General features: G+C 56.6%; 16 protein-coding genes. 10 read left to right on the top strand and 6 right to left on the bottom strand.

Annotation, left to right across the window (positions count from 1 at the left end):
• Positions 1-32: 32 nt before the first annotated feature.
• Positions 33-710, top strand: coding sequence for an AroM family protein (locus M8Q36_RS00590; protein WP_249879679.1), 678 nt, complete (start codon positions 33-35; stop codon positions 708-710).
• Positions 711-798: 88 nt separating this feature from the next.
• The gene (gene ppnP / locus M8Q36_RS00585) at positions 799-1,083 is read left to right on the top strand and encodes a pyrimidine/purine nucleoside phosphorylase (RefSeq protein ID WP_017458829.1); all 285 of its coding nucleotides are present in this window, start codon (positions 799-801) and stop codon (positions 1,081-1,083) included.
• A 45-nt stretch (positions 1,084-1,128) separates the two neighbouring features.
• Here the strand turns inward: ppnP and rdgC are convergent, their stop codons facing one another.
• Positions 1,129-2,040 (bottom strand): recombination-associated protein RdgC, encoded by a 912-nt coding sequence (gene rdgC / locus M8Q36_RS00580; protein ID WP_044489799.1) that lies wholly within the window; start codon positions 2,038-2,040, stop codon positions 1,129-1,131.
• A 99-nt stretch (positions 2,041-2,139) separates the two neighbouring features.
• Between rdgC and mak the strand changes: the two genes are divergently transcribed.
• A complete protein-coding gene (gene mak, locus M8Q36_RS00575; protein WP_249879678.1) occupies positions 2,140-3,048 on the top strand; it encodes a fructokinase in 909 nt (302 codons plus the stop codon).
• Between the two features lie 34 nt (positions 3,049-3,082).
• On the opposite strand, the gene sbcC is transcribed toward mak, so the two are convergent.
• Both sbcC and sbcD read right to left on the bottom strand, forming a co-directional pair.
• Positions 3,083-6,223: an exonuclease subunit SbcC gene (gene sbcC, locus M8Q36_RS00570; protein WP_249879677.1), complete on the bottom strand. Its 3,141-nt coding sequence runs from the start codon at positions 6,221-6,223 to the stop codon at positions 3,083-3,085.
• On the bottom strand, positions 6,220-7,422 hold the full coding sequence (gene sbcD, locus M8Q36_RS00565) for an exonuclease subunit SbcD (protein WP_249879676.1): 1,203 nt from the start codon (positions 7,420-7,422) through the stop codon (positions 6,220-6,222). The genes sbcC and sbcD overlap by 4 nt, the downstream gene beginning before the upstream one ends.
• 198 nt (positions 7,423-7,620) lie before the next feature.
• Between sbcD and phoB the strand changes: the two genes are divergently transcribed.
• From phoB to proY, 4 genes are all read left to right on the top strand, one after another.
• The gene (gene phoB / locus M8Q36_RS00560) at positions 7,621-8,310 is read left to right on the top strand and encodes a phosphate response regulator transcription factor PhoB (protein WP_007373472.1); all 690 of its coding nucleotides are present in this window, start codon (positions 7,621-7,623) and stop codon (positions 8,308-8,310) included.
• Between the two features lie 21 nt (positions 8,311-8,331).
• Entirely contained in the window at positions 8,332-9,630 is a 1,299-nt protein-coding gene (gene phoR / locus M8Q36_RS00555) for a phosphate regulon sensor histidine kinase PhoR (protein ID WP_249879675.1), read from the top strand.
• Positions 9,631-10,036: 406 nt separating this feature from the next.
• The gene (gene brnQ, locus M8Q36_RS00550) at positions 10,037-11,356 is read left to right on the top strand and encodes a branched-chain amino acid transporter carrier protein BrnQ (protein ID WP_200553010.1); all 1,320 of its coding nucleotides are present in this window, start codon (positions 10,037-10,039) and stop codon (positions 11,354-11,356) included.
• An 83-nt stretch (positions 11,357-11,439) separates the two neighbouring features.
• Entirely contained in the window at positions 11,440-12,792 is a 1,353-nt protein-coding gene (proY, locus tag M8Q36_RS00545; RefSeq protein ID WP_020456732.1) for a proline-specific permease ProY, read from the top strand.
• A gap of 54 nt (positions 12,793-12,846) precedes the next feature.
• On the opposite strand, the gene M8Q36_RS00540 is transcribed toward proY, so the two are convergent.
• Positions 12,847-13,788: a 2-hydroxyacid dehydrogenase gene (locus M8Q36_RS00540; protein ID WP_249879674.1), complete on the bottom strand. Its 942-nt coding sequence runs from the start codon at positions 13,786-13,788 to the stop codon at positions 12,847-12,849.
• 232 nt (positions 13,789-14,020) lie between these two features.
• Between M8Q36_RS00540 and malZ the strand changes: the two genes are divergently transcribed.
• Genes malZ through M8Q36_RS00525 form a run of 3 tightly spaced genes read left to right on the top strand, consistent with a single transcriptional unit; the run spans position 14,021 to position 19,980 of the window.
• Complete coding sequence (gene malZ / locus M8Q36_RS00535) at positions 14,021-15,838, top strand: maltodextrin glucosidase (protein WP_249879673.1); 1,818 nt, start codon at positions 14,021-14,023, stop codon at positions 15,836-15,838.
• Between the two features lie 57 nt (positions 15,839-15,895).
• The gene (locus tag M8Q36_RS00530; RefSeq protein WP_249879672.1) at positions 15,896-18,604 is read left to right on the top strand and encodes a DUF2339 domain-containing protein; all 2,709 of its coding nucleotides are present in this window, start codon (positions 15,896-15,898) and stop codon (positions 18,602-18,604) included.
• Positions 18,601-19,980, top strand: a complete 1,380-nt coding sequence (locus M8Q36_RS00525; RefSeq protein WP_249879671.1) for a DUF3999 family protein — start codon at positions 18,601-18,603, stop codon at positions 19,978-19,980. Before M8Q36_RS00530 ends, M8Q36_RS00525 begins: the two co-directional genes overlap by 4 nt.
• Positions 19,981-20,188: 208 nt before the next feature.
• Here the strand turns inward: M8Q36_RS00525 and M8Q36_RS00520 are convergent, their stop codons facing one another.
• Positions 20,189-20,791: a peroxiredoxin C gene (locus M8Q36_RS00520; protein WP_017458841.1), complete on the bottom strand. Its 603-nt coding sequence runs from the start codon at positions 20,789-20,791 to the stop codon at positions 20,189-20,191.
• 168 nt (positions 20,792-20,959) lie between these two features.
• A complete protein-coding gene (acpH, locus tag M8Q36_RS00515) occupies positions 20,960-21,541 on the bottom strand; it encodes an ACP phosphodiesterase (RefSeq protein WP_249879670.1) in 582 nt (193 codons plus the stop codon).
• Positions 21,542-21,546 lie beyond the last annotated feature (5 nt).

The following is a 21,546-nucleotide window of genomic DNA, read 5'->3' as shown; positions in this document are numbered from 1 at the left end:
AACAAGCAGTGATGAAAGGCGGAAAGTAGAAAATGAGCGCGTCCCTGGCGATCCTCACCATTGGTGTGGTTCCGGTAAAAGAGATTTTCCCGCTCCTCGCGGAGCACGTTTCAGAAGAGCAGATCACCCATCTCAGCTTGCTGGGAAAAATGGATCCGGATGAGGTGCGACGTGAATACGCCGTCGGTGCCGGGGAGCACGCCATTCCCACTCGATTAAGCGATGACAGCCTCGGGATGGTTTCCCGCGAGAAAGTGGAGCGCGATCTCCAGGGCGTTATCGAAGTGCTGGATAACCAGGGTTACGATGTCATTTTGTTGATGAGTACCGCTGATATTCGCGGTTTCGTTGCACGTAACGCGATTTTGGTTGAGCCGCAGCGCATTATTCCGCCGCTGGTCGCTTCCATTGTCGACGGGCACCAGGTGGGCGTGATGGTGCCCATTCCCGAACTGATGGCGCAGCAAAAGAAAAAATGGCAAGTGCTGGAAAATGAACCTTACTATGTGCTGGCCCATCCTTACCTGGCGACAGAACAGGAATTAATTGCCGCGGGTAAAGAGCTTATTGAGCGCGGTGCGGATGTGCTGATGCTGGATTGTCTTGGTTTCCATCAATATCACCGCGATTTGCTGCAAAAAGCGCTGGATGTGCCCGTTTTGTTATCGAATGTGCTGGCCGCGCGGCTGGCATCTGAACTGCTGGTTTAGACCGGCAATCGTGTGAATTTCTCGTGACAGAAGCAAAGCCCGGCCTCTATAGTGTTTTTCCATACATTTTCTTTATAAGGGCCAGTTCATGCTTCAAAGTAACGAATACTTTTCCGGTAAAGTGAAATCCATTGGTTTTACCAGCAGCAGCACTGGCCGTGCCAGCGTTGGGGTCATGGCGGAAGGGGAATATACTTTCAGCACCGCGCAGCCGGAAGAGATGACGGTAGTAAGCGGCGCGCTGAATGTACTGCTGCCGGGCGAAACCGAATGGAAAGCTTACGCCGCGGGTGAAGTGTTCAATGTACCTGGTCATAGCGAATTTCATTTGCAGGTGGCGGAACCGAGTTCTTACCTCTGCCGTTACCTGTAATGCAAAACGCCCGGAAAATCCGGGCGTTTGTCTGTAGAGAAAAGGTTAGCGCTGCGCTTCGCCGCCTAAGCCTTCCACCAGGTTTTGAATCAACGCCGCCAGCTCGCCGGTCATCAGAATAAAATCGGCATCGAAACGCTGGGCAAAATCTTCGCGATCGATATCTTCGTTCTGATCGCGCAGCTCATCGCAGAATTTCAGGCGTTTTACGGAACCGTCATCGCACATCAGGAACTGGATACGCTGCTGCCAGTCGAGCGCCAGCTTAGTGACCACTTTGCCTGCCTCAATGTGTACGGCGATTTCATCGCTCACCAGATCCTGTTTTTTCGCACGGATCACGCCGCCATCTTCCAGCATCGCTTTCAGTTCTGCTTCGTCCAGCAACTGGAAACCCTGCGCCACCGTACCGGAACGCACCCATTCGGTCAGCGTCAGTTCGATAGGATTTTCCATCGCCAGCGGTACCACCGGCAGCGAACCGAGGCTTTTACGCAGCAGCGCCAGCGTGTCTTCCGCTTTTTTGGCGCTGGCGCAGTCGACCATAATCAGACCATTCACGGTGTCGATCCACATCATGGTCTGGCTGAAACGGCTGAATGCACGCGGCAGTAAGGAGTGCAGCACTTCGTCTTTCAGCGAATCTTTTTCGGTTTTTTTCAGCTTGCGACCCTGCTCGGCTTCAAGACGGGAAATTTTTGCTTCCAGCGCTTGTTTGACTACCGGCGTCGGCAGAATTTTTTCTTCTTTACGCGCGCAGATAATAATCTGACCGTTGTTGCTATGGGTCAGCGCGTCGCTGTGTGAACCCATCGGTGGAACCCATCCGGTTTTCGCCATATCCTGACTACCGCATGGAGTAAACGATAGTGGGGCAAGCTGTTTTTCCATCTCTTCCGCACGCAGCGCAACATCGCGGCTGAGACGGTATACCATTAAATTTTTGAACCACAGCATGATTTTTTCCACGGCCTTGTCGTTAAATGCAGCGGGCATGATAGCGAATTGTCGCCGCCGTTGCATTGCTAATGCGTGGTCCACTATGAGGAGTTTGATGTGCGTATCGGTATCGACTTAGGTGGTACAAAAACAGAAATCATTGCGCTGGGCGAACAGGGCGAAGAGTTGTTTCGCCACCGCCAGGCCACGCCGCGTGACTATTGGCAGACCATTGAGCTAATCGCTTCGTTGGTGGATCTCACGGAAAAAGAGACCGGGCAGCGCGGCACGGTAGGCATGGGCATTCCCGGTTCGATTTCGTCCTACACCGGTGTTGTGAAAAATGCCAATTCAACTTGGTTGAACGGTAAACCGTTCGATAAGGATTTGAGCCAGCGGTTAAACCGCGAAGTGCGGCTGGCAAACGACGCCAACTGCCTGGCGGTTTCCGAGGCGGTGGACGGCGCGGCAGCCGGTGCGCAAACGGTGTTCGCGGTGATTATCGGCACCGGCTGCGGTTCCGGCGTCGCGCTTAACGGCCACGCGCACATCGGCGGTAACGGCACCGCAGGCGAGTGGGGGCACAATCCGCTGCCGTGGATGGATGAGGATGAGCTGCGCTACCGTACCGAAGTCCCCTGTTATTGCGGCAAACAAGGCTGTATTGAAACCTTTATTTCCGGCACCGGCTTTGCCACGGATTATCAGCGGCTTAGCGGTAAGACTCTCAAGGGCAATGAGATCATGCGTCTGGTCGACGAACAGGATGCGGTGGCGGAACTGGCGATTAGCCGGTACGAGCTGCGGCTGGCAAAATCACTGGCGCATGTGGTGAACATTCTTGACCCGGATGTGATCGTGCTGGGCGGCGGCATGAGTAACGTCGAGCGGCTTTACCAGACCGTACCGGTTCTGCTGCGCAACTGGGTATTTGGCGGTGAGTGCGAAACGCCGATCCGCAAAGCGCTGCACGGCGATTCCAGCGGCGTACGCGGCGCGGCGTGGCTGTGGCCACAGGGCGAATAAACAACGAGGGCGCGGTTGAACGCGCCCTTATTTTTTAACTCACCGCGAATTTCCCGTCGAGTTTGCTGTAGCCCAGCCCGTTAATTTTCTTCACTTTGATCTGCACCGGGATGCGCTCTTTCATCGCTTCGACATGGCTAATCACGCCGATGGTTTTGCCGCTGGCGTTCAGCGCGTCAAGGGCATCCAGCGCCGTATCCAGCGTTTCGCTGTCCAGCGTGCCAAAACCTTCATCGAGGAACAGCGAGTCGATGCGGGTTTTATGGCTCACCAGATCGGAGAGCGCCAGCGCCAGCGCCAGGCTGACCAGGAAGCTCTCGCCGCCGGAAAGGGTGCGCGTATCACGAACCGCATCCGCCTGCCAGGTGTCGACCACTTCCAGTTCCAGGGCGTCGCTCTCCTTGCGTTTCAGCAGATAACGTCCGTGCAGGCGATTAAGCTGGTTGTTCGCCAGCCAGACAAGGTTATCCAGCGTTAAACCCTGGGCGAATTTGCGGAATTTATCTCCCTCTCTGGAGCCGATAAGCGCATTCAGATGGCCCCAGTCGTCATACAGCACGCTGGCATGCGCCATCTCCTGCAATACGTTTTGCTGGCGCTTGCGGTTATCTTCGTCCTGTTTCAGCTGTTGGCGGAATTCACCCTGGCGGGTGGTGTTTTCCCGAAGCTGGCGCGAAATAGCGTCCAGCGCCAGGCCAGTGCTTTCAACCGTGGCATCCGGAGTGAGTGCCGCAGGCGGCTGTGCCTGGTGCGCATTTAGCGCCTGTTCAGCGCTGTTCGCTAGTGCCTGTTTCTGCTGGCATTCGCTGTCGAGCTTCTGGCGTAACTGCTCAAGGCGCTGGCGTTCAGGCTCGGTGAGCAGGGCGTCGAGAAAGGCCTGATGATCGGCGAAAACGCTTTTCCCCAGCGCATCGGTAAATTGTTGCTCCAGCGCGCCTGCGGTTTGCTCCTCTTGCGCCAGTTGCTGGTGCAAGGTTTGCCACTGGCTTTGCAGCGCAAGACAGGCATCGTGTACCTTTCGCCAGCCTTCCAGCGCTACTGTCTGCCCATCGCTGGCGGTGTCGCTTTCCGGTAGCGTCTCAAGGATCGGCGTGAGCTGCGCCATTTTTTCGTGCAGCGCACTGAGCTGTTGCTGCTGATGTTGCCACTGTTCGGCTTCCTGCGTGCGCGCTGCCAGCCACGGCTCCTCTTCGCCTTCCGCTGGCAGGGCCAGATCCAGCTGCTGCAGTGTGGTCGCCAGTTTTTCACGGCGGGCAACCACAGCGTGTTGATACTGCTCGCTTTGTTGATAAAGTTCGCGGATTTGCAACTGCAGTGTCTGGCGCTGGTTCAGCAAATAAAGCTGATGTTCATAAGCATCCTGCGCGCTTTGCCAACTGGTAAGCTCGCGATGCGGCTCCAGCGTGACGCTGAGCGCGGCACAGGCTTTTGCCCACTCCTGCAACCAGTTTTGCTCCTCCTGTTGCAGGTTTTTCACTTCGCGCTCATCTTTTTCGTAGCGTTCAGCCAACCCTTTCAGCCGCTCGCCAAGTGCGACGCCATCCTCTTTGACCTGGCGCACTTCCAGATCCAGCGCGCTGCGCCGTGCCTGATTGACGCCTGGCTCAAGAGTTTGATAATGCGCAATCGCCGGATGTTCGGTTGCGCCACACAGCGGGCAAGGGTGACCCGGTTGCAGACGCGCGCGCTCGCTTTCCAGATCTTTGATGCGGTTTTCCAGCTCGCAAATGGTCGTGACTTCCGTCAGCAGCTGGTTTTTCTCTTTATACAGCTCGCGTTTGCGCGCCAGTTCAACACCGATCTTTTCCTGCTCGGCGCGTAAATCAAGCAAGCTCTGCTGGCGCTGCGTCAGCTGTTTGCGCAGCGGAGCAAAACGGGCATGCAGAGCAGTAAGTTGCTGGCGCAGCGGGCGGTTTTGCGCGCACAACGCCATTGCCGCCGCCGTCTCTTCCGCGCTCATTGCCAGTGTCGATTCAGGCAAGGTGCGTAGTTTCGCCTCGTGAGTCTGCACACGCTGTTGCAGGCCGAGCCACTGTTTTTTCTCTTCTTCCAACTGGTTGAACAACACGCGCCAGCCGGTTAATTCGTTCTGCCAGCGCTCAAAACGGGCATTCTCAACAAGCCAGCTTTCCAGCGTTTTCTGCGTTTCCCGCAATGTTGCATGCTGCTGCTGGGCACTGAAGCGAATGCGTGCGCGCTGTAATAGGCTGGCATGTAAGCGAGTATTTACTTCTTCGCTCTGTGCGCGGGTGCGAACCAGCGCTTTACGCTGCTCCTCAAGCCGATCCCATAGCGGGCGCAATTGCAGCGCCGGTTGCGCACGTTCCAGCGCCGCTAACTGCGGCTGGGCACCGGCCAGCGCCTGCTGAGCCTGTACCAGTGCGGCCTGCGCACGTCCGCGCGCGGCGCGTAACTCCGCATCGCGGTTCAGCCAGTTGGCCTGCGCCTGTATGTCGCGCTGCCCTGCCAGCAAACGTTGCTCTTCGTCAGTAAGCGCCTGCAAACGTTGCGCAAGCTGCTGGCGCTGCTCATAACTAAGCAGTTCCACGCCTTTTGCCTGCGCTTGCAACTGCTCCAGCCGGGTTTTCGCCGCTTTGTGTTTTTCAAACACCATGGCGGAAATCTGGCCGTAAATCTCGGTGCCGGTCAGCTCTTCGAGCAACTCGGCGCGTTCGCGCGGCTTCGCGTTGAGGAACGCGGCAAACTGCCCCTGCGACAGCAGCATAGAACGGGTAAAGCGGCCATAATCTAGCCCGGTCAGTGAGGCGGTAAGATCAAGCTTATCTTTCACTTTATCGGCAAGGATTTTGCCATCGGCGCAGGCCGCCAGCTCAACGCGCGGGGCTTGCAGGTTGCCATCCGGCAGCCCGCGGGCGCGGCTCTGGCTCCAGAACGCGCGGTAGGCGACGCCTTTCACTTCAAACTCCACCTCGGCCAGGCAGTCGGCCGTATCGCGGGTCATTAAATCGTTTTGCGATTGCGAAAGGGTGCTCAGGCGCGGTGTTTCGTGGTACAGCGCCAGGCAGATAGCGTCGAGCAGCGTGGTTTTCCCCGCGCCCGTCGCGCCGGTAATGGCGAATAAACCGTTACTGGCAAACGGCTCTTCGGTGAAGTCTATTTTCCACTCGCCTTTAAGCGAGTTCAGGTTTTTTAGCCGCAGGCTCAGGATCTTCATGCTTCATTCTCCTCATCCAACGCCTGGCGCGCTTCGCTAAACAACGTGTGTAACCGTGCATTTTGTGTGTCGTCGAGTTCTGCCAGCGCAAGGCGGCGGGCGAACACCTCTTCCACTTTTAATTCGTTTAAGGTTTCGCGTAACTCGCCGGAAAGAATTCGTTCGCGCTGCTCGCGGCTGCGGCGCACCAGCAGCACTTCGACCGGCAAATCTTCGGTTACCAGCTGGATTTTGCGTTGCATATCCGCCAGATATTCATGGCTTTCGATTTCAATATCCAGCCAGACGGGTGGCTCTGCGGGGGCATTGCGCCATTGTTCTAACTGACGGCAGATTTCAGCGAAATCGCCTTTGATCACTGCTAACGGTTGGGTTGCCGGCACCTCCAGCGCCGTGACATCGGCGAGCTTACCTTCGGCGAAGGTCACCAGATTGACGCTTTTGCTTTTCCCGGTTTCATCAAAGCTCAACGCAATGGGCGAACCGCAGTAACGGATGTGCTCAAGGCCGCCAATCTTCTGCGCGCGATGAATGTGGCCGAGCGCGAGGTAATCCACAGGGGGAAAATTTTGTGCAGGGAAGGCGTCTAACGTGCCGATATAAATATCACGCACCGCGTCACTTTTACTGGCACCCACCGTGGTTAAATGGCCGCTGGCGATAATCGGCAGTGGTTTGTCACCGCGCAGTTCACAGGCTTTAGTAAATTGTTGTTGATAGTAATCGGTGATTGCTGCGAGTAAATGCTGCTGTTTTTGTTGCCCGGAAAGCCCCGCCTGGCTAACGGTAATGTCGCGCGGGCGTAAAAACGGCACCGGGCAAAATACCGCGCCGGGTTTGCCATCGCGGCGCTTTAGCAAGAACGGCTGGGTGCCTGCACTGGCTACCACGGTAGTTTTCAGGTAAGCGAGGATCTCTTTTGATTCATTCAGCGTGGCCACGGAATCGTGGTTTCCCGCCAGCACGATAAGCTGGCAGCCCGTTTGCTGGAGTTTGACCACAAAGCGGTTGTAAAGCTCGCGGGCATAGCTTGGCGGGGAACCGGTGTCGAAAATATCGCCTGCGACAATAATGGCATCCACCTGATGCGTTTCGGCGGCGGCGAGCAGCCAGTCGAGAAAAGCGTCATGTTCGGCGGCGCGGTTTTTACTGTAGAAGTTTTGACCCAGATGCCAGTCTGAAGTGTGAATGATGCGCATAGCGGTTCCATGGCGAAAAAGCGTAAAGCAGATTATAAACATTAAGCAGATGAGGGACATAACCGAACGCAAATTTGCGTTGTCACACGGCCACCGGGCGGGTCATATAGCGGTCATCTTATTCATAAATCTGTCATAAAACTGACGCATAATGGCGCCGCTACATATACTGACGACTTAATTAAAACAGGGCGAATTATGGCGAGACGAATTCTGGTCGTAGAAGATGAAGCACCAATCCGTGAAATGGTGTGCTTCGTGCTCGAGCAAAATGGTTTTCAACCGGTGGAAGCTGAAGATTATGACAGCGCGGTGAACCAACTTAACGAACCCTGGCCCGACCTGGTTTTACTGGACTGGATGCTGCCTGGCGGTTCTGGCATTCAGTTTATTAAACATCTTAAACGCGAAGCGATGACCCGTGATATTCCGGTGATGATGCTGACCGCGCGCGGGGAGGAAGAGGATCGCGTTCGCGGTCTGGAAACGGGGGCGGACGATTACATTACCAAGCCATTCTCACCGAAAGAGCTGGTTGCACGTATTAAAGCCGTGATGCGCCGTATTTCACCGATGGCGGTGGAAGAGGTGATTGAAATGCAGGGGCTGAGCCTCGATCCCTCCTCACACCGCGTGATGACCGGTGAAAATCCGCTGGATATGGGACCGACAGAGTTTAAACTCTTACACTTCTTTATGACTCACCCGGAACGTGTTTATAGCCGCGAACAGCTGCTGAACCACGTATGGGGAACCAACGTTTACGTTGAAGACAGAACCGTGGATGTGCATATTCGCCGTCTGCGCAAAGCGCTGGAACACAGCGGCCACGATCGTATGGTGCAAACAGTGCGCGGCACGGGATATCGTTTTTCGACCCGTTTCTGAAATTTGACAGGAGTGTGACGCGTGCTGGAACGGCTGTCATGGAAAAGGCTGGTGCTGGAGCTCCTCCTTTGTTGTATCCCCGCCTTTATTCTCGGCGCGATTTTCGGTTACCTGCCCTGGTTTTTATTCGCCGCGGTAACCGGGTTGCTGATCTGGCATTTCTGGAATTTACTGCGTCTTTCCTGGTGGTTGTGGGTTGATAAAAGCATGACGCCGCCGCCGGGAACCGGCAGCTGGGAGCCGCTACTTTACGGGCTACACCAGATGCAGATGCGTAACAAAAAGCGCCGCCGCGAACTGGGAAATTTGATCAAACGCTTTCGCAGCGGTGCGGAATCGCTGCCGGATGCGGTGATCCTCACCACGGAAGAAGGGGCGATTTTCTGGTGTAACGGTCTCGCGCAGCAGATGCTGGGGCTGCGCTGGCCAGACGACAACGGCCAGAATATCCTTAACTTACTGCGCTACCCCGAATTTACGAAATACATCAGGAACCAGGAGTTTGGCCGACCTCTGCACCTGGTGCTTAATAATGGGCGGCATCTTGAGATCCGCGTCATGCCCTACAGCGAGCAACAACTGCTGATGGTGGCGCGCGATGTGACGCAAATGCACCAGCTGGAAGGCGCGCGGCGTAACTTTTTCGCTAACGTCAGCCATGAACTGCGCACCCCGTTAACGGTGCTGCAGGGCTACCTGGAAATGATGCAGGAGCAAACGCTGGAAGGGGCGCCGCGCGAAAAAGCGTTGCACACCATGCGTGAACAAACGTCGCGGATGGAAGGGTTGGTGCGCCAGTTACTCACGCTGTCGAAAATTGAAGCTGCGCCGACGCTGCCGCCTAATGAAACCATCGATGTGCCGATGATGCTGCGGGTCGTCGAGCGGGAAGCGCAAACCCTCAGTCAGCAAAAGCATACGTTCAGTTTTGAAGTGGATAACGCGCTCAAAGTGCTCGGGAACGAGGAGCAACTGCGTAGCGCAATCTCGAATCTGGTCTATAACGCCGTCAACCACACGCCCCCGGGCACACACGTTATTGTGCGCTGGCAGCATGTACCGCAGGGCGCCGAATTTAGCGTGGAAGATAACGGACCGGGCATTGCCGCAGAACATATTCCGCGCCTGACTGAACGTTTCTACCGGGTGGATAAAGCCCGCTCGCGGCAAACCGGCGGCAGCGGACTTGGGTTGGCGATCGTCAAACACGCGGTGAATCACCACGAAAGCCGCCTTGATATCGTCAGCGAACCGGGCAAAGGCACCCGCTTTAGCTTTGTTCTGCCGGAACGTCTGGTTGCCAAAAAGGCCGCTTCCTGAAGGCGCTGTCAGCATATCTTTCCAGCGGCCTGCGAAAACAGGCCGCTTTCCCGTGCCGTCTACCGTAGCTGAAACGTATTTTGTACGTCTGCTGCTTTTTTGTTCGCATGATCAGCCATGTGTTTTTCTTATAAATGGAGTATTTGACTGCTTGTTTTTTGCAATGCAGCATAACCATCTGGTTTTGCGATCCCACCTTGCCTTTAAACGTTATAAGCGTTTAAATTGCGCCCCATACATTGTCAGACCGACTGTGTTTACGTGGTAAATCGAAAAACTATTCTTCGCCACGTTGTACATAAAGCATTTCCCGCTGATTTTTCACGCAATTGGCGTTTTATTGTTCGGTAGGGAAAGGCCATTAATTCATCACTTTACGACACCACATCCACAGGCAGTAAAACTTATGACCCATCACTTAAAACCACGAGACATAGTTGCTCTGGGCTTTATGACCTTTGCCCTCTTCGTAGGCGCAGGTAACATCATTTTTCCTCCGATGGTCGGCTTACAGGCGGGTGAACACGTCTGGACGGCGGCGTTTGGCTTTCTGATTACCGCTGTGGGTTTGCCGGTGCTCACCGTTGTCGCGCTGGCGAAAGTGGGTGGTGGCGTCGATAGCCTGAGCACGCCGATTGGTAAAGTGGCGGGTGTTCTGCTGGCGACGGTTTGCTATCTGGCGGTTGGACCGCTGTTTGCAACGCCGCGTACGGCAACCGTCTCGTTTGAAGTCGGGATTGCACCGCTGACTGGCGAAGGCGCAATGCCGCTGCTGATTTACAGCGTGGTTTACTTCGCGCTGGTGATCCTGGTGTCGCTCTATCCGGGCAAACTGCTTGATACCGTGGGTAACTTCCTTGCCCCGTTGAAAATCATCGCGCTGACTATCCTCTCGATCGCCGCGATTGTCTGGCCGGCGGGTTCCATCAGCCACGCGCTGGACGCCTACCAGAACGCCTCTTTCTCCAACGGTTTCGTCAACGGCTACCTGACGATGGACACGCTGGGCGCAATGGTCTTTGGCATTGTAATTGTCAACGCGGCGCGTTCGCGCGGCGTGACCGAAGCGCGTCTGCTGACCCGTTACACCGTGTGGGCTGGCCTGATGGCGGGCGTAGGTCTGACGCTGCTTTATCTGGCGCTGTTCCGCCTGGGTTCAGACAGCTCTTCGCTGGTTGAGCAATCTGCCAATGGCGCTGCCATTCTGCATGCTTACGTTCAGCACACCTTTGGCGGTGCGGGCAGCTTCCTGCTGGCGGCACTGATTTTCATCGCCTGCCTGGTGACGGCGGTTGGCCTGACCTGCGCCTGTGCTGAGTTTTTCGCGCAGTATCTGCCGCTCTCTTATCGTGCGCTGGTGTTTATTCTGGGTATCTTCTCAATGGCGGTGTCCAACCTCGGGTTGAGCCACCTGATTCAGATTTCGATTCCGGTGCTGACGATGATCTACCCGCCCTGTATCGTACTGGTGGTGCTGAGTTTTACCCGCTCCTTCTGGAACAGTTCAACACGCGTTATCGCACCGGCCATGTTTATCAGCCTGCTTTTTGGTATCCTTGACGGCGTGAAAGCCTCCGCGTTTGCTGAACACCTTCCTGCCTGGACACAGCGCTTGCCGCTGGCGGAGCAGGGGCTGGCCTGGTTGATGCCAAGTCTGGTGATGGTGATTCTGGCCGCAATCTGGGATCGCGCCGCAGGACGGCAAGTGACTTCCAGCGCGCATTAACAGCAGCAAACACGGTTTGTTTAACCACGGGGTACGCGCTCCGTGGTTTTTTATTTTTGTGTTGAATAATGGCAGTGGAAACGATGGAAAGTACTAATAAGCTGAAGCGTGGGCTAAGCACCCGCCACATTCGCTTTATGGCGCTGGGTTCAGCGATTGGCACCGGGCTGTTTTACGGCTCCGCAGACGCCATCAAAATGGCCGGGCCAAGCGTGCTGCTGGCTTACATTATTGGCGGTGTCGCCGCGTATATCATTATGCGTGCGCTGGGCGAAATGTCCGTGCATAACCCTTCTGCCAGCTCCTTCTCCCGCTACGCGCAGGAAAACCTCGGCCCGCTGGCCGGTTATATCACCGGCTGGACCTACTGTTTTGAAATCCTGATTGTCGCCATTGCCGATGTGACCGCTTTCGGCATCTATATGGGCGTCTGGTTCCCGACGGTGCCGCACTGGATTTGGGTGTTGAGTGTGGTGCTGATTATCTGCGCCATTAACCTGATGAGCGTGAAGGTATTCGGCGAACTGGAGTTCTGGTTCTCGTTCTTCAAAGTCGCCACGATCATCATCATGATTGTCGCCGGGTTCGGCATCATCATCTGGGGCATTGGCAACGGTGGCGAACCGACCGGCATCAGCAACTTGTGGAGCCACGGCGGCTTCTTCAGCAATGGCTGGCTCGGCACGGTGATGGCGCTGCAAATGGTGATGTTCGCCTACGGCGGTATTGAAATCATCGGTATCACCGCCGGTGAAGCGAAAGACCCGGAAAAGTCGATCCCGCGCGCCATTAATTCAGTACCGCTGCGCATACTGGTGTTCTACGTCGGGACGCTATTTGTGATTATGTCCATTTACCCGTGGAACCAGGTAGGAACAGACGGCAGCCCGTTTGTGCTGACCTTCCAGCATATGGGTATCACCTTTGCCGCCAGCATTCTTAACTTTGTGGTACTGACCGCCTCGCTTTCCGCGATCAACAGCGACGTGTTTGGTGTCGGGCGTATGCTGCACGGCATGGCCGAGCAGGGAAGCGCGCCGAAGATGTTCGCCAAAACCTCGCGCCGCGGTATTCCGTGGGTCACGGTGATGGTGATGACGGTCGCGCTGCTGCTGGCGGTCTATCTGAACTACATCATGCCGGAAAATGTCTTCCTGGTGATTGCCTCGCTGGCGACCTTCGCCACGGTGTGGGTGTGGATCATGATCCTGCTCTCGCAGATTGGTTTCCGCCGCCGTCTCTCTGCTGATGAAGTGAAAGCGCTGAAATTCAAAGTCCCTGGTGGGGTAGCCACTACCGTTGCTGGGCTGATTTTCCTCGTGTTTATTATCGCGCTGATTGGCTGGCACCCGGATACCCGCATCTCGCTGTATGTCGGTTTCGCGTGGATTGTGCTGCTGCTGATTGGCTGGATGTTTAAACGCCGCAAAGCCTGATAACCATGCCGGATAAGCGTCAGGCTTGTCCGGCATTTTCCCCTCTTTACTGGCCTACACCACAGCCGTCAGCAGTTTCCCTTGCGTAAAGTAGCTCAGCAGATTATTGATGGTCAGATCCGCCATCGCCTGGCGCGTTTCGGCGGTATTACTGGCGATATGCGGCAATAACACCACGTTTTGCAGGCTGCGCAGCGCGGGCGGAATATGCGGTTCCTCTTCAAACACATCCAGCCCGGCGCCGCGTAATTTCCCTTCCTGAAGCACAGCGATTAACGCCTCCGTATCAACCACGCTGCCGCGCGCAATATTGATCAGAATGCCCTCAGGCCCCAGCGCTTCCAGCACGTCACGGTTGATAATGTGCTGCGTTTTCGCACCACCAGGCAATGTGAGCACCAGAAAATCGACCGCGTTCGCAAGCTTGATAAGCGAGTCATGGCGCTGCCAGTGTCTGTTGCGCGCTTCCCGTGGGCTGAAATAATGAATCGGCATATTGAATGCCGCCGCGCGTTGGGCTATGTCATGCCCAATATTACCCATGCCCACAATGCCGCAGCGCTTGCCGCTCATCTTCCATGCGCCGGGGAAGGCGCGATGTTCCCATTCGCCGGCGCGGGCAAAGCGGTCGGCCTCGCAAATTTTCCGCGTGACTGCCAGCATTAACGCCAGCCCGGTATCCGCTACGCATTCGTTAAGCACGTTCGGCGTGTTGCTGACTTTTATTCCGCGCTGGCGACAGACATTGAGATCGGTGGCATCCACGCCGACGCCGAAACCGCTGATCACTTCCAGCACCGGCAGTTGCTCAATCAGCGCGTTACTGATGCCTTTCGCGGCACGTGTCAGGGCACCACGGATGGCAGGCGCGCGTTCGCGCAACAGGGCCTGTGCATCGATCTGCCAGTAACGATGTACCACGAAATGGCGTTCGAGGGTGTCGATCATCGCCTGCGGAATTTCGCTAATGACGAGGATCTCGGGTTTGCTGCTCATACTAAGCCCTTTATTCATCTATAGTTTTTATCAGTATAAAAAGCACGTTAGCCTGCGGCTTCGGGCATTCGCACGAAGCGGGCGCGGAAAAACTCACACACATGCCTGGTGAATATCTCGCCAGATCACATCTGCGCCCTCTCTCTCACCCCCGGAAAAAAGCGGAAAGAAGGAGGCAGGGTGAGAATCGCTGTGGAAGAGTGGCGTCATTTTGAGCAAAGGGGATTTTTTGATGTTTAATGCATGGCATTTGCCCGTCGCGCCGTTTGTGAAACAGAATCAGGATCAATTAGTTATTAGCCTTTGGCTAACCGGAACCTCGCTGCCGGAGCGGGTGACGCTGCGGACGGAAATCGATAACGAAGAGACGCCGGTGGTGATGCATCGCGCGCGCAAACCAACAGCCGATGGTGTGACTGTCTGGCGGGCAGCGATCGATGTGGCGAGCGGGCAGCCGCGTCGTCGCTATAGCTTTAAGCTGCTATGGGAAAACCGCCAGCTCTGGTTTACCCCGCAGGGCTTTAGCCATTTTCCACCCGCGCGGCTTGAGCTGTTCGCCATTGATGTGCCGGACAGCGGGCCGCAATGGGTGGCAGATCAGGTGTTCTACCAGATTTTCCCGGATCGCTTTGCCCGCAGTCTGCCGCGCGGCGAAGATCAAGACAACATCTATCATCACCATGCGGCAGGGCAGCCGATTGTCATGCGTGAATGGGACGATCCACTGACTGGCGAAGCGGGTGGTTCGACCTTTTATGGTGGCGATCTTGACGGCATCAGCGAGAAATTGCCGTACCTGAAAAAGCTCGGCGTCACCGCGCTGTACCTTAACCCGGTATTTGTCGCCCCCAGCGTACACAAATATGACACCGAAGATTATCGCCATGTTGACCCGCAGTTTGGCGGTGATGAGGCGTTGCTGCGCCTGCGGCACAACACGCTTGACGCGGGTATGAAGCTAATTCTGGATGGCGTCTTTAATCACACTGGCGATTCCCACGCCTGGTTCGACCGGCACAACCGCGCAACGGGCGGAGCCTGCCACAACCCGGACTCACGCTGGCGTAGCTGGTTCAGTTTTGATGAGAATGGCCACGCCCGCGACTGGCTGGGCTATGCGAGCCTGCCGAAACTCGATTACCAGTCGCCCGCGTTAGTTGATGAAATTTATCAGGGTGAAGAGAGCGTGGTGCGTCACTGGCTGAAAGCGCCGTGGCAGATGGATGGCTGGCGATTGGATGTAGTGCATATGCTGGGCGAAGATGGCGGCGCGCGTAACAATTTGCGCCATGTCACGGGCATTACGCAGGCGGCGAAAGAGACTCAGCCGCAGGCGTATATTGTTGGCGAACATTTTGGCGATGCGCGCCAGTGGTTGCAGGCGGATGCCGAAGACGCGGCCATGAACTATCGCGGTTTTACCCTGCCGGTGTGGGCTTTTCTGGCGAAGACCGATCTCTCTTATGATCCGCAAAAAATCGATGCGCAAACCTGTGCGGCATGGATGGATAACTACCGCGCCGGACTGTCGCATCAGCAGCAATTGCGCATGTTTAACCAGCTCGACAGCCACGATACGCCGCGCTTTAAAACGGTGCTCGGTAACGACATTGCGCGCTTACCGTTGGCGGTGGTCTGGCTGTTTAGCTGGCCGGGCACGCCGTGTATTTATTACGGCGACGAAGTGGGGCTGGATGGCGCTAACGATCCGTTTTGCCGCAAGCCGTTCCCGTGGGACAAAAAGCGCCAGGATGGCAAACTGCTGGCGCTTTATCAGCGCATGGCGAAGTTGCGTTCACGTTCGCAAGCGTTGCGCTACGGCGGCTGTCTGGTGATTTATGCGCACGACAATGTGCTGGTATTTTTGCGCGTTTACCGTCAGCAACGGGTTCTGGTCGCCATTAACCGCGGCGAAGCCTGTGAAGTTGTGCTGGAGGATTCACCGCTGTTACGGGGGAAAAGCTGGCGGCTTCAGGAAGGTACAGGTACGCTACAGGATGATGTGCTGACGCTTTCAGCCATTAGCGCATCTGTCTGGTCCGCCGCCTGAATCGCCACGCGAAAAGGGGCGGGCATTACGTCTCCCCTTTAGCGAAGGCGATAGTACATGGATGGTCTTTTACTCTTTGGTGTGGTGGTGCTGTTTCTGGCACTGGTGGTGGTGCCTATTGTGGCCATCACCGCCTGGCGACGCAGTATTGCCACCCAGAATGAACTGCAACAACTGCGTCAGCGGCTGAGCATACTGGAACGGCAGTTTTCGGCGACGCCGGAAAACCGTGAACCAACGCCAGTGGCGATGGCTGAAATTGCGCATCCCATTGAACCGGTTGAAATCCCTCAACCTGCTGAGCCGGTGGAAAACCCGTGGGGGCGAAAAGCCGAATCGCCTGTGGCGGCGGAAAACCCGTGGGGACGTAAAGCTGAAACACCTGCACCGGTTATGTCCGCACCTGCTATTGACGAACCTGCCGTAACGACAAAAACGCCGGAAACTGCATCGTGGGGAATGGTAACCTCGCTGGTGCGCTGGTTTATGCAGGGCAACCCGCTGGCAAAACTGGGCGTTATCCTGCTGTTTATCGGCCTCTCCTTCCTGCTGCGCTACACCGTGGAATATGCGTTGTTCCCGCTGGAACTGCGGCTGGCCGCCGTCGCGCTGGTGGCGATTGTACTGCTCGGGCTTGGCTGGCGGCTGCGGCATAAACAGACGGTCTTTGCACTGATACTGCAAGGCGGCGCGGTTGGTGCGCTCTATCTCACCGTCTTTGGCGCGTTTCGCTTATGGCAGATGCTGCCGATGACGCTGGCTTTTGTGCTGTTAATCGTTATCTGTGCGGCGAGCGTTGGCCTGGCAGTGCTGCAAAAAGCGCTGAGTCTGGCGTTGCTGGCAAGCCTTGGCGGCTATCTCGCGCCGATCCTGCTCTCTAACGGTGGCGGCAGTCATATTGCGCTGTTCTCATTTTACCTGCTGCTTTCGGTGGGCATTCTCGCCATCAGTATCTGGCAGCACTGGCGCGAATTGAATCTGCTCGGCATGGTCTTCACTTTCGGCGTTGCCGGGCTGTGGGGCATGGATAATTATCGTCCGGAATTTTACCTCAGTTGCCAGCTGTTCCTGATGGCTAACATCCTCATCTTCGGCGTACTGAGCGTGGCGCTTTCACTGCGCGCGCAGCGCCGGGGTGAGCGCATTATTGATGGTGTTTTACTCTTTGCGCCGCCGCTGGTGGGCTTTAGCATGCAGTACGCCATCACGCAACACTGGCATTATGGCCCGGCATTTAGCGCGCTGGGCTTTGGTCTCTTCTATCTGGCGCTGGCGATGCTGGCGCTCAAACGGTTCCCTACAACCGCAAAACCGCTGGTGCTGGCAGCGCTGGCGCTCGGCGGCGCGTTTGCCACGCTCGCCATTCCGCTGGCGCTGTCGGCGCGCTGGACGGCAATGGCCTGGGCACTGGAAGGATTGGGCATTTTGTGGCTTGGCGTGCAGCAAAAACTGCGCCGCATGAGCTACAGCGGCAGCGCCTTACTGCTGCTGGCGTTGTGCAGCGCGCTGTGGGCGGCGGCGGACGGCATCAATGCCGTGTCGACATTGCTGATCTTCGCCGTGCTAAGCGGTTGCTGGCTGGCGGCCTCCTGGTTGTGGCGTGGTCTGCGGCAAGAGGGAAGCTGGCTATTGCTGGTGGGCGGCATCGTGTTTTGGGGCGTTGCGCTCGGAGGGGCGTCTCAGGCTGCGCTGCCATCTTCTGTGGACAATGGGTTTGGCGTGCTGACGTTGCTGGCGCTTTCCGTATGGTTATGGCGTGCGGGCAGCTTGCGCTGGTCGTGGCCGGAACTGGGTTACGCACGCTGGCTGTTATGGCCGGGAATGGCAGTCATACTGGGCTGGCAGATTATGACCGGGGGGCACCTGCTGGCAGCGGGCTGGCCGAATCTGGCCTGGTGTGTTGCGCTGCCTGCCGCGTTCCTGCTGCTTTATCGCGAGAAAGAAACGATACCCGCGCGGGTGTCGCAGGGGCTGCATATCGCGTTGTTATGGATGTTGCTACTGGCGGCAGGTACTGAGCTGTGGTGGTTCGTCGATGGGCTGGCGTGGGGGAATGAACCCTGGCAGCTCGGGCTGCCCATGGCAGCGGGTGGTGTGGTTATTGCGTTGGCACTGGCGGCTATTCGCCGTCAGTTCTGGCCGTGGCGCGTCTGGCCCGCGCTGTATGGCGCGCTGGGATTATTACCGCTGGTTCCTGTGCTGCTGTGTTTGCTGGTGTATGCCAATCTGAGCGATGGGGTGGTGATGGGCATGCCGTATCTGCCGGTCATTAACCCGCTGGAGGAAGGCGCGGCGTTTGCACTGCTCGGCGTCTGGCTGCACAGCCGTTTTGCCGAAGCGCACTATCCGACCATTGCACCGCAACTCTGGCGTGCGCGCCCGTGGGTGCTGGCGGCGCTCGGTTTCTGGTGGCTAAACGGTGTGTTACTGCGCCTGCTGGCTTATTACGGCGACGTAGCCTGGGAGAGTGAAAGCCTGTGGCAGTCGCGATTGATTCAGACCAGCTTTGCGCTGTTCTGGATGCTGATCGCGCTGGTGGTGATGATCCGCGCCACCCGTCAGCATACGCGCCAGCAATGGTTGTGCGGCAGTGTGTTGCTGGGCGTGGTGCTGCTCAAATTAATGCTGGTTGACAGCGCTGGCGGCGGTGGGCTTTCGCGTGCAATTGCCTTTATTGGCGTGGCGGTTCTGGTGCTGATTGTGGGGTATTTTTCACCCCTGCCGCCAAAAGCCGTGCGGGAAGAGGACAAGGGAGAAGAGCAATGAAAAAGTGGCATGGATTACTACTGGCCGCACTGCTGACCACCGCAAGCGCGGCGATAAGCAGTGAAGCTGTTCCGGATTCACCGCAGGATTACGCGTTTGGCGCGACACTCGATCTACCGCAACCGGCATCCTGGTATCGTGTCGATCTGCCGCAGGAGACTTACGCCCAGAGCGCCTGGCCGGATCTGCGTGATGTGCGGGTGTTTAACCACGATGGCGAGCGTGTGCCGTTTACGCTGGAAACGCAGCGTGCCACCGCGCGTGCGCCAGAGCCTATTGCGCTGCGCGTGTTCCCGCTGGATACGTCGCCGGTTGACACCAGCACAGAAGGGCAGAATGTGGTGCGTTTGCACTCTTCGTCCGGCGTCGATATTCGTATTGAAGGCGAGCCCGACGAGGTGGTCGGGCAGAGCTATTTGCTGGCGTTCCCGGAAAATACGCCGGAAAACTTCACTCTCGCGCAACTGAAGCTGGCCTGGTCGGAACCAGTAAAAAACTGGCGTGGCAAAGTGACGCTCTTTTTCAGCAGCGATATGCGCAACTGGACGACATTGCAGCAAGACATACCAGTGATGGAGCTGGCAAGCGGCAGCGATCGGTTGACGCTCGATCAGATTAACCTCGACCAGCCGATGCCTGCCGATGGTGTACGTTATTTGCTGATGGTGTTTGATACTCCGAACCTGCCAGTGACGATTACGCAGGTCACCGCGCGACCTGGTAGTGAGCCAACACCGCTGGAACAGGTGGAGATGGCAGGCCGCGAACAACGGATTTCCCCAACCGAAGCGCAGTATCAGTGGACGCAACCGCAGCCATTAAGCGCGCTATTGATGAGGCTTGCTAAAGAGGGCGTGTTGCCGGTGGCGATTGACTGGCGTAGCAGCGCCAATGGTGAGTGGAAACCGTTAAGTAAAACGGTGTTGTGGGCGCTTAATGGACGTACTTCCGCGCCGCTCAGCCTGCCAGGCGATGTCGTACAGGCGGTGCGCATCACCACGCTTGATGCCCGTTTACCCGAAGCTTTGCCGCAGGTGACCGGCAGCCGCGACCGACAATCGCTGGTCTTTAATGCGCAGGGCAAGGGGCCATTTATGCTGGCGTGGGGTAACCGTGCAGCGGCGCCTGCTGCGGTGACAATGGAAGGCCTGATCCCGGAAGCGCTGCGTAAACAGCTCGATCTTACGGCGATACCGGAAGTGCAGGTGCAGGATCGTGTGGTGCTTGGCGGCGAGGAGCGGCTGACGGCGACATTACCAGCAGAGCGCCAGCAGACGTGGAAAACGTTGCTGGTGTGGGGCGTCTTGTTGTTGGGAGTGGCGGTGCTGGTATGGATGGCACTGCGCATCTGGCGTGAAGTGAAAACACGTGCGTGAATAACGATCCGCTTGTTAAGGGGGCGGTATTGGTTTCGCCCCTGAACGGTGTGTCGTAACCTGACAAGCAGCGGCGGCCCATAGGGCTTGTTTGCCATCCAAAGACAATAAGGCCGACCCAAACTTGTTGACAACGACGCTCACCGGGCGTTGTTTTCAGCTTTCCATAAAAAAGGCCCGCGGTGCGGGCCTTTATCAACGCTGCCAATTACAGGCTGGAGACGTTTTCGCTCAGGTATTTTGCCACGCCGTCCGGAGAGGCGTTCATCCCTTCTTTGCCTTTTTCCCACTGTGCCGGGCATACTTCGCCATGCTCTTCGTGGAACTGCAGCGCGTCAACCATGCGCAGCATTTCATCGATGTTACGGCCCAGCGGCAGGTCATTGACGACCTGGTGGCGCACGATGCCGTTTTTGTCGATCAGGAAAGAACCACGCAGGGCAACGCCCGCGTCCGGATGCTCAATACCGTAAGCCTGCTGAATTTCACGTTTGATGTCAGCGACCATCGCGTATTTCACCGCGCCGATACCGCCTTTCTCAACCGGCGTGTTACGCCATGCGTTGTGAACAAACTCGGAGTCGAAAGAGACGCCAACCACTTCCACACCGCGGCTTTTGAACTCTTCGTAACGTTTGTCAAAAGCGATCAGTTCAGACGGGCAAACGAAGGTGAAGTCCATCGGCCAGAAAAACAGCACGGTCGCTTTACCGTTGGTGTGCTGTTTGAAGTTGAAGTTTTCAACAATTTCACCGCTGCCCAGAACGGCTGCGGCAGTAAAATCCGGTGCCTGACGAGTAACCAGTACCATATGTACTCCTGTAATTTACAAGGTTAATAGAACGCAACGCGGGCCAGTATAGGGAGAGGGGTAGGGTAGCTCAAAGCGCCACTGACAATCGCTGGTATAGGTTTTGTCTATCGATTGTTTTTGTAATGACGCTTTCCAAAATAGCGTAATGCACACGCAGTGCAAGAATTAAAGCTGCTGATCTTTAGCCTGCGCCATCATGCGCGGATAGAATTCCCAGAATTGTGACTCCAGCGCGGCGTAGTTGGCGTCGAGATCCTGCCAGGAGTCGCGCAGTGCATCCAGGCGCGGGCGACGGTTCGCCATGCCGTTAAGCACATTCTGGATAAAGGCCATCTCGCGGTAGCGCTCTAGCCAGCGCTCTGACCAAAGGTAATTGTTCAAATTAACAAATCGCGGCGGAGAGTCGGGCAGGATTGTCGCCACCTGCGCACGGGCGTAGCGAACAAAATCCTCCAGCGGGAAATCCGGCGAGATTTGCGCCCAGTGGCGGGAGAGGAAGTGATCCCACATCACATCCAGCGTGATCGGCGCGACCCGCCGGGTTTCCGGACGGAACCACTCGCGGGCGGTTTTGACTTCCGGCAGGTTGTCAGTCATGACGTCGATACGGCGATGCATCTGGATCCCGTCAACGATCTCCACCGGGTAGAGGTCTTGTGGGTTGCCGCGAACAAAATCCGCCAGCAGGTTGCCGGGCAGGGAACTGTCGGCAAGATGGGCTAAGTGCAGGTGTGCTAAAAAATTCATGCTTA

Source organism: Kosakonia sp. R1.Fl, from assembly GCF_023516815.1.
Classification (GTDB): Bacteria; Pseudomonadota; Gammaproteobacteria; order Enterobacterales; family Enterobacteriaceae; genus Kosakonia.
This window is presented reverse-complemented; position numbering and strand designations above follow the sequence as displayed.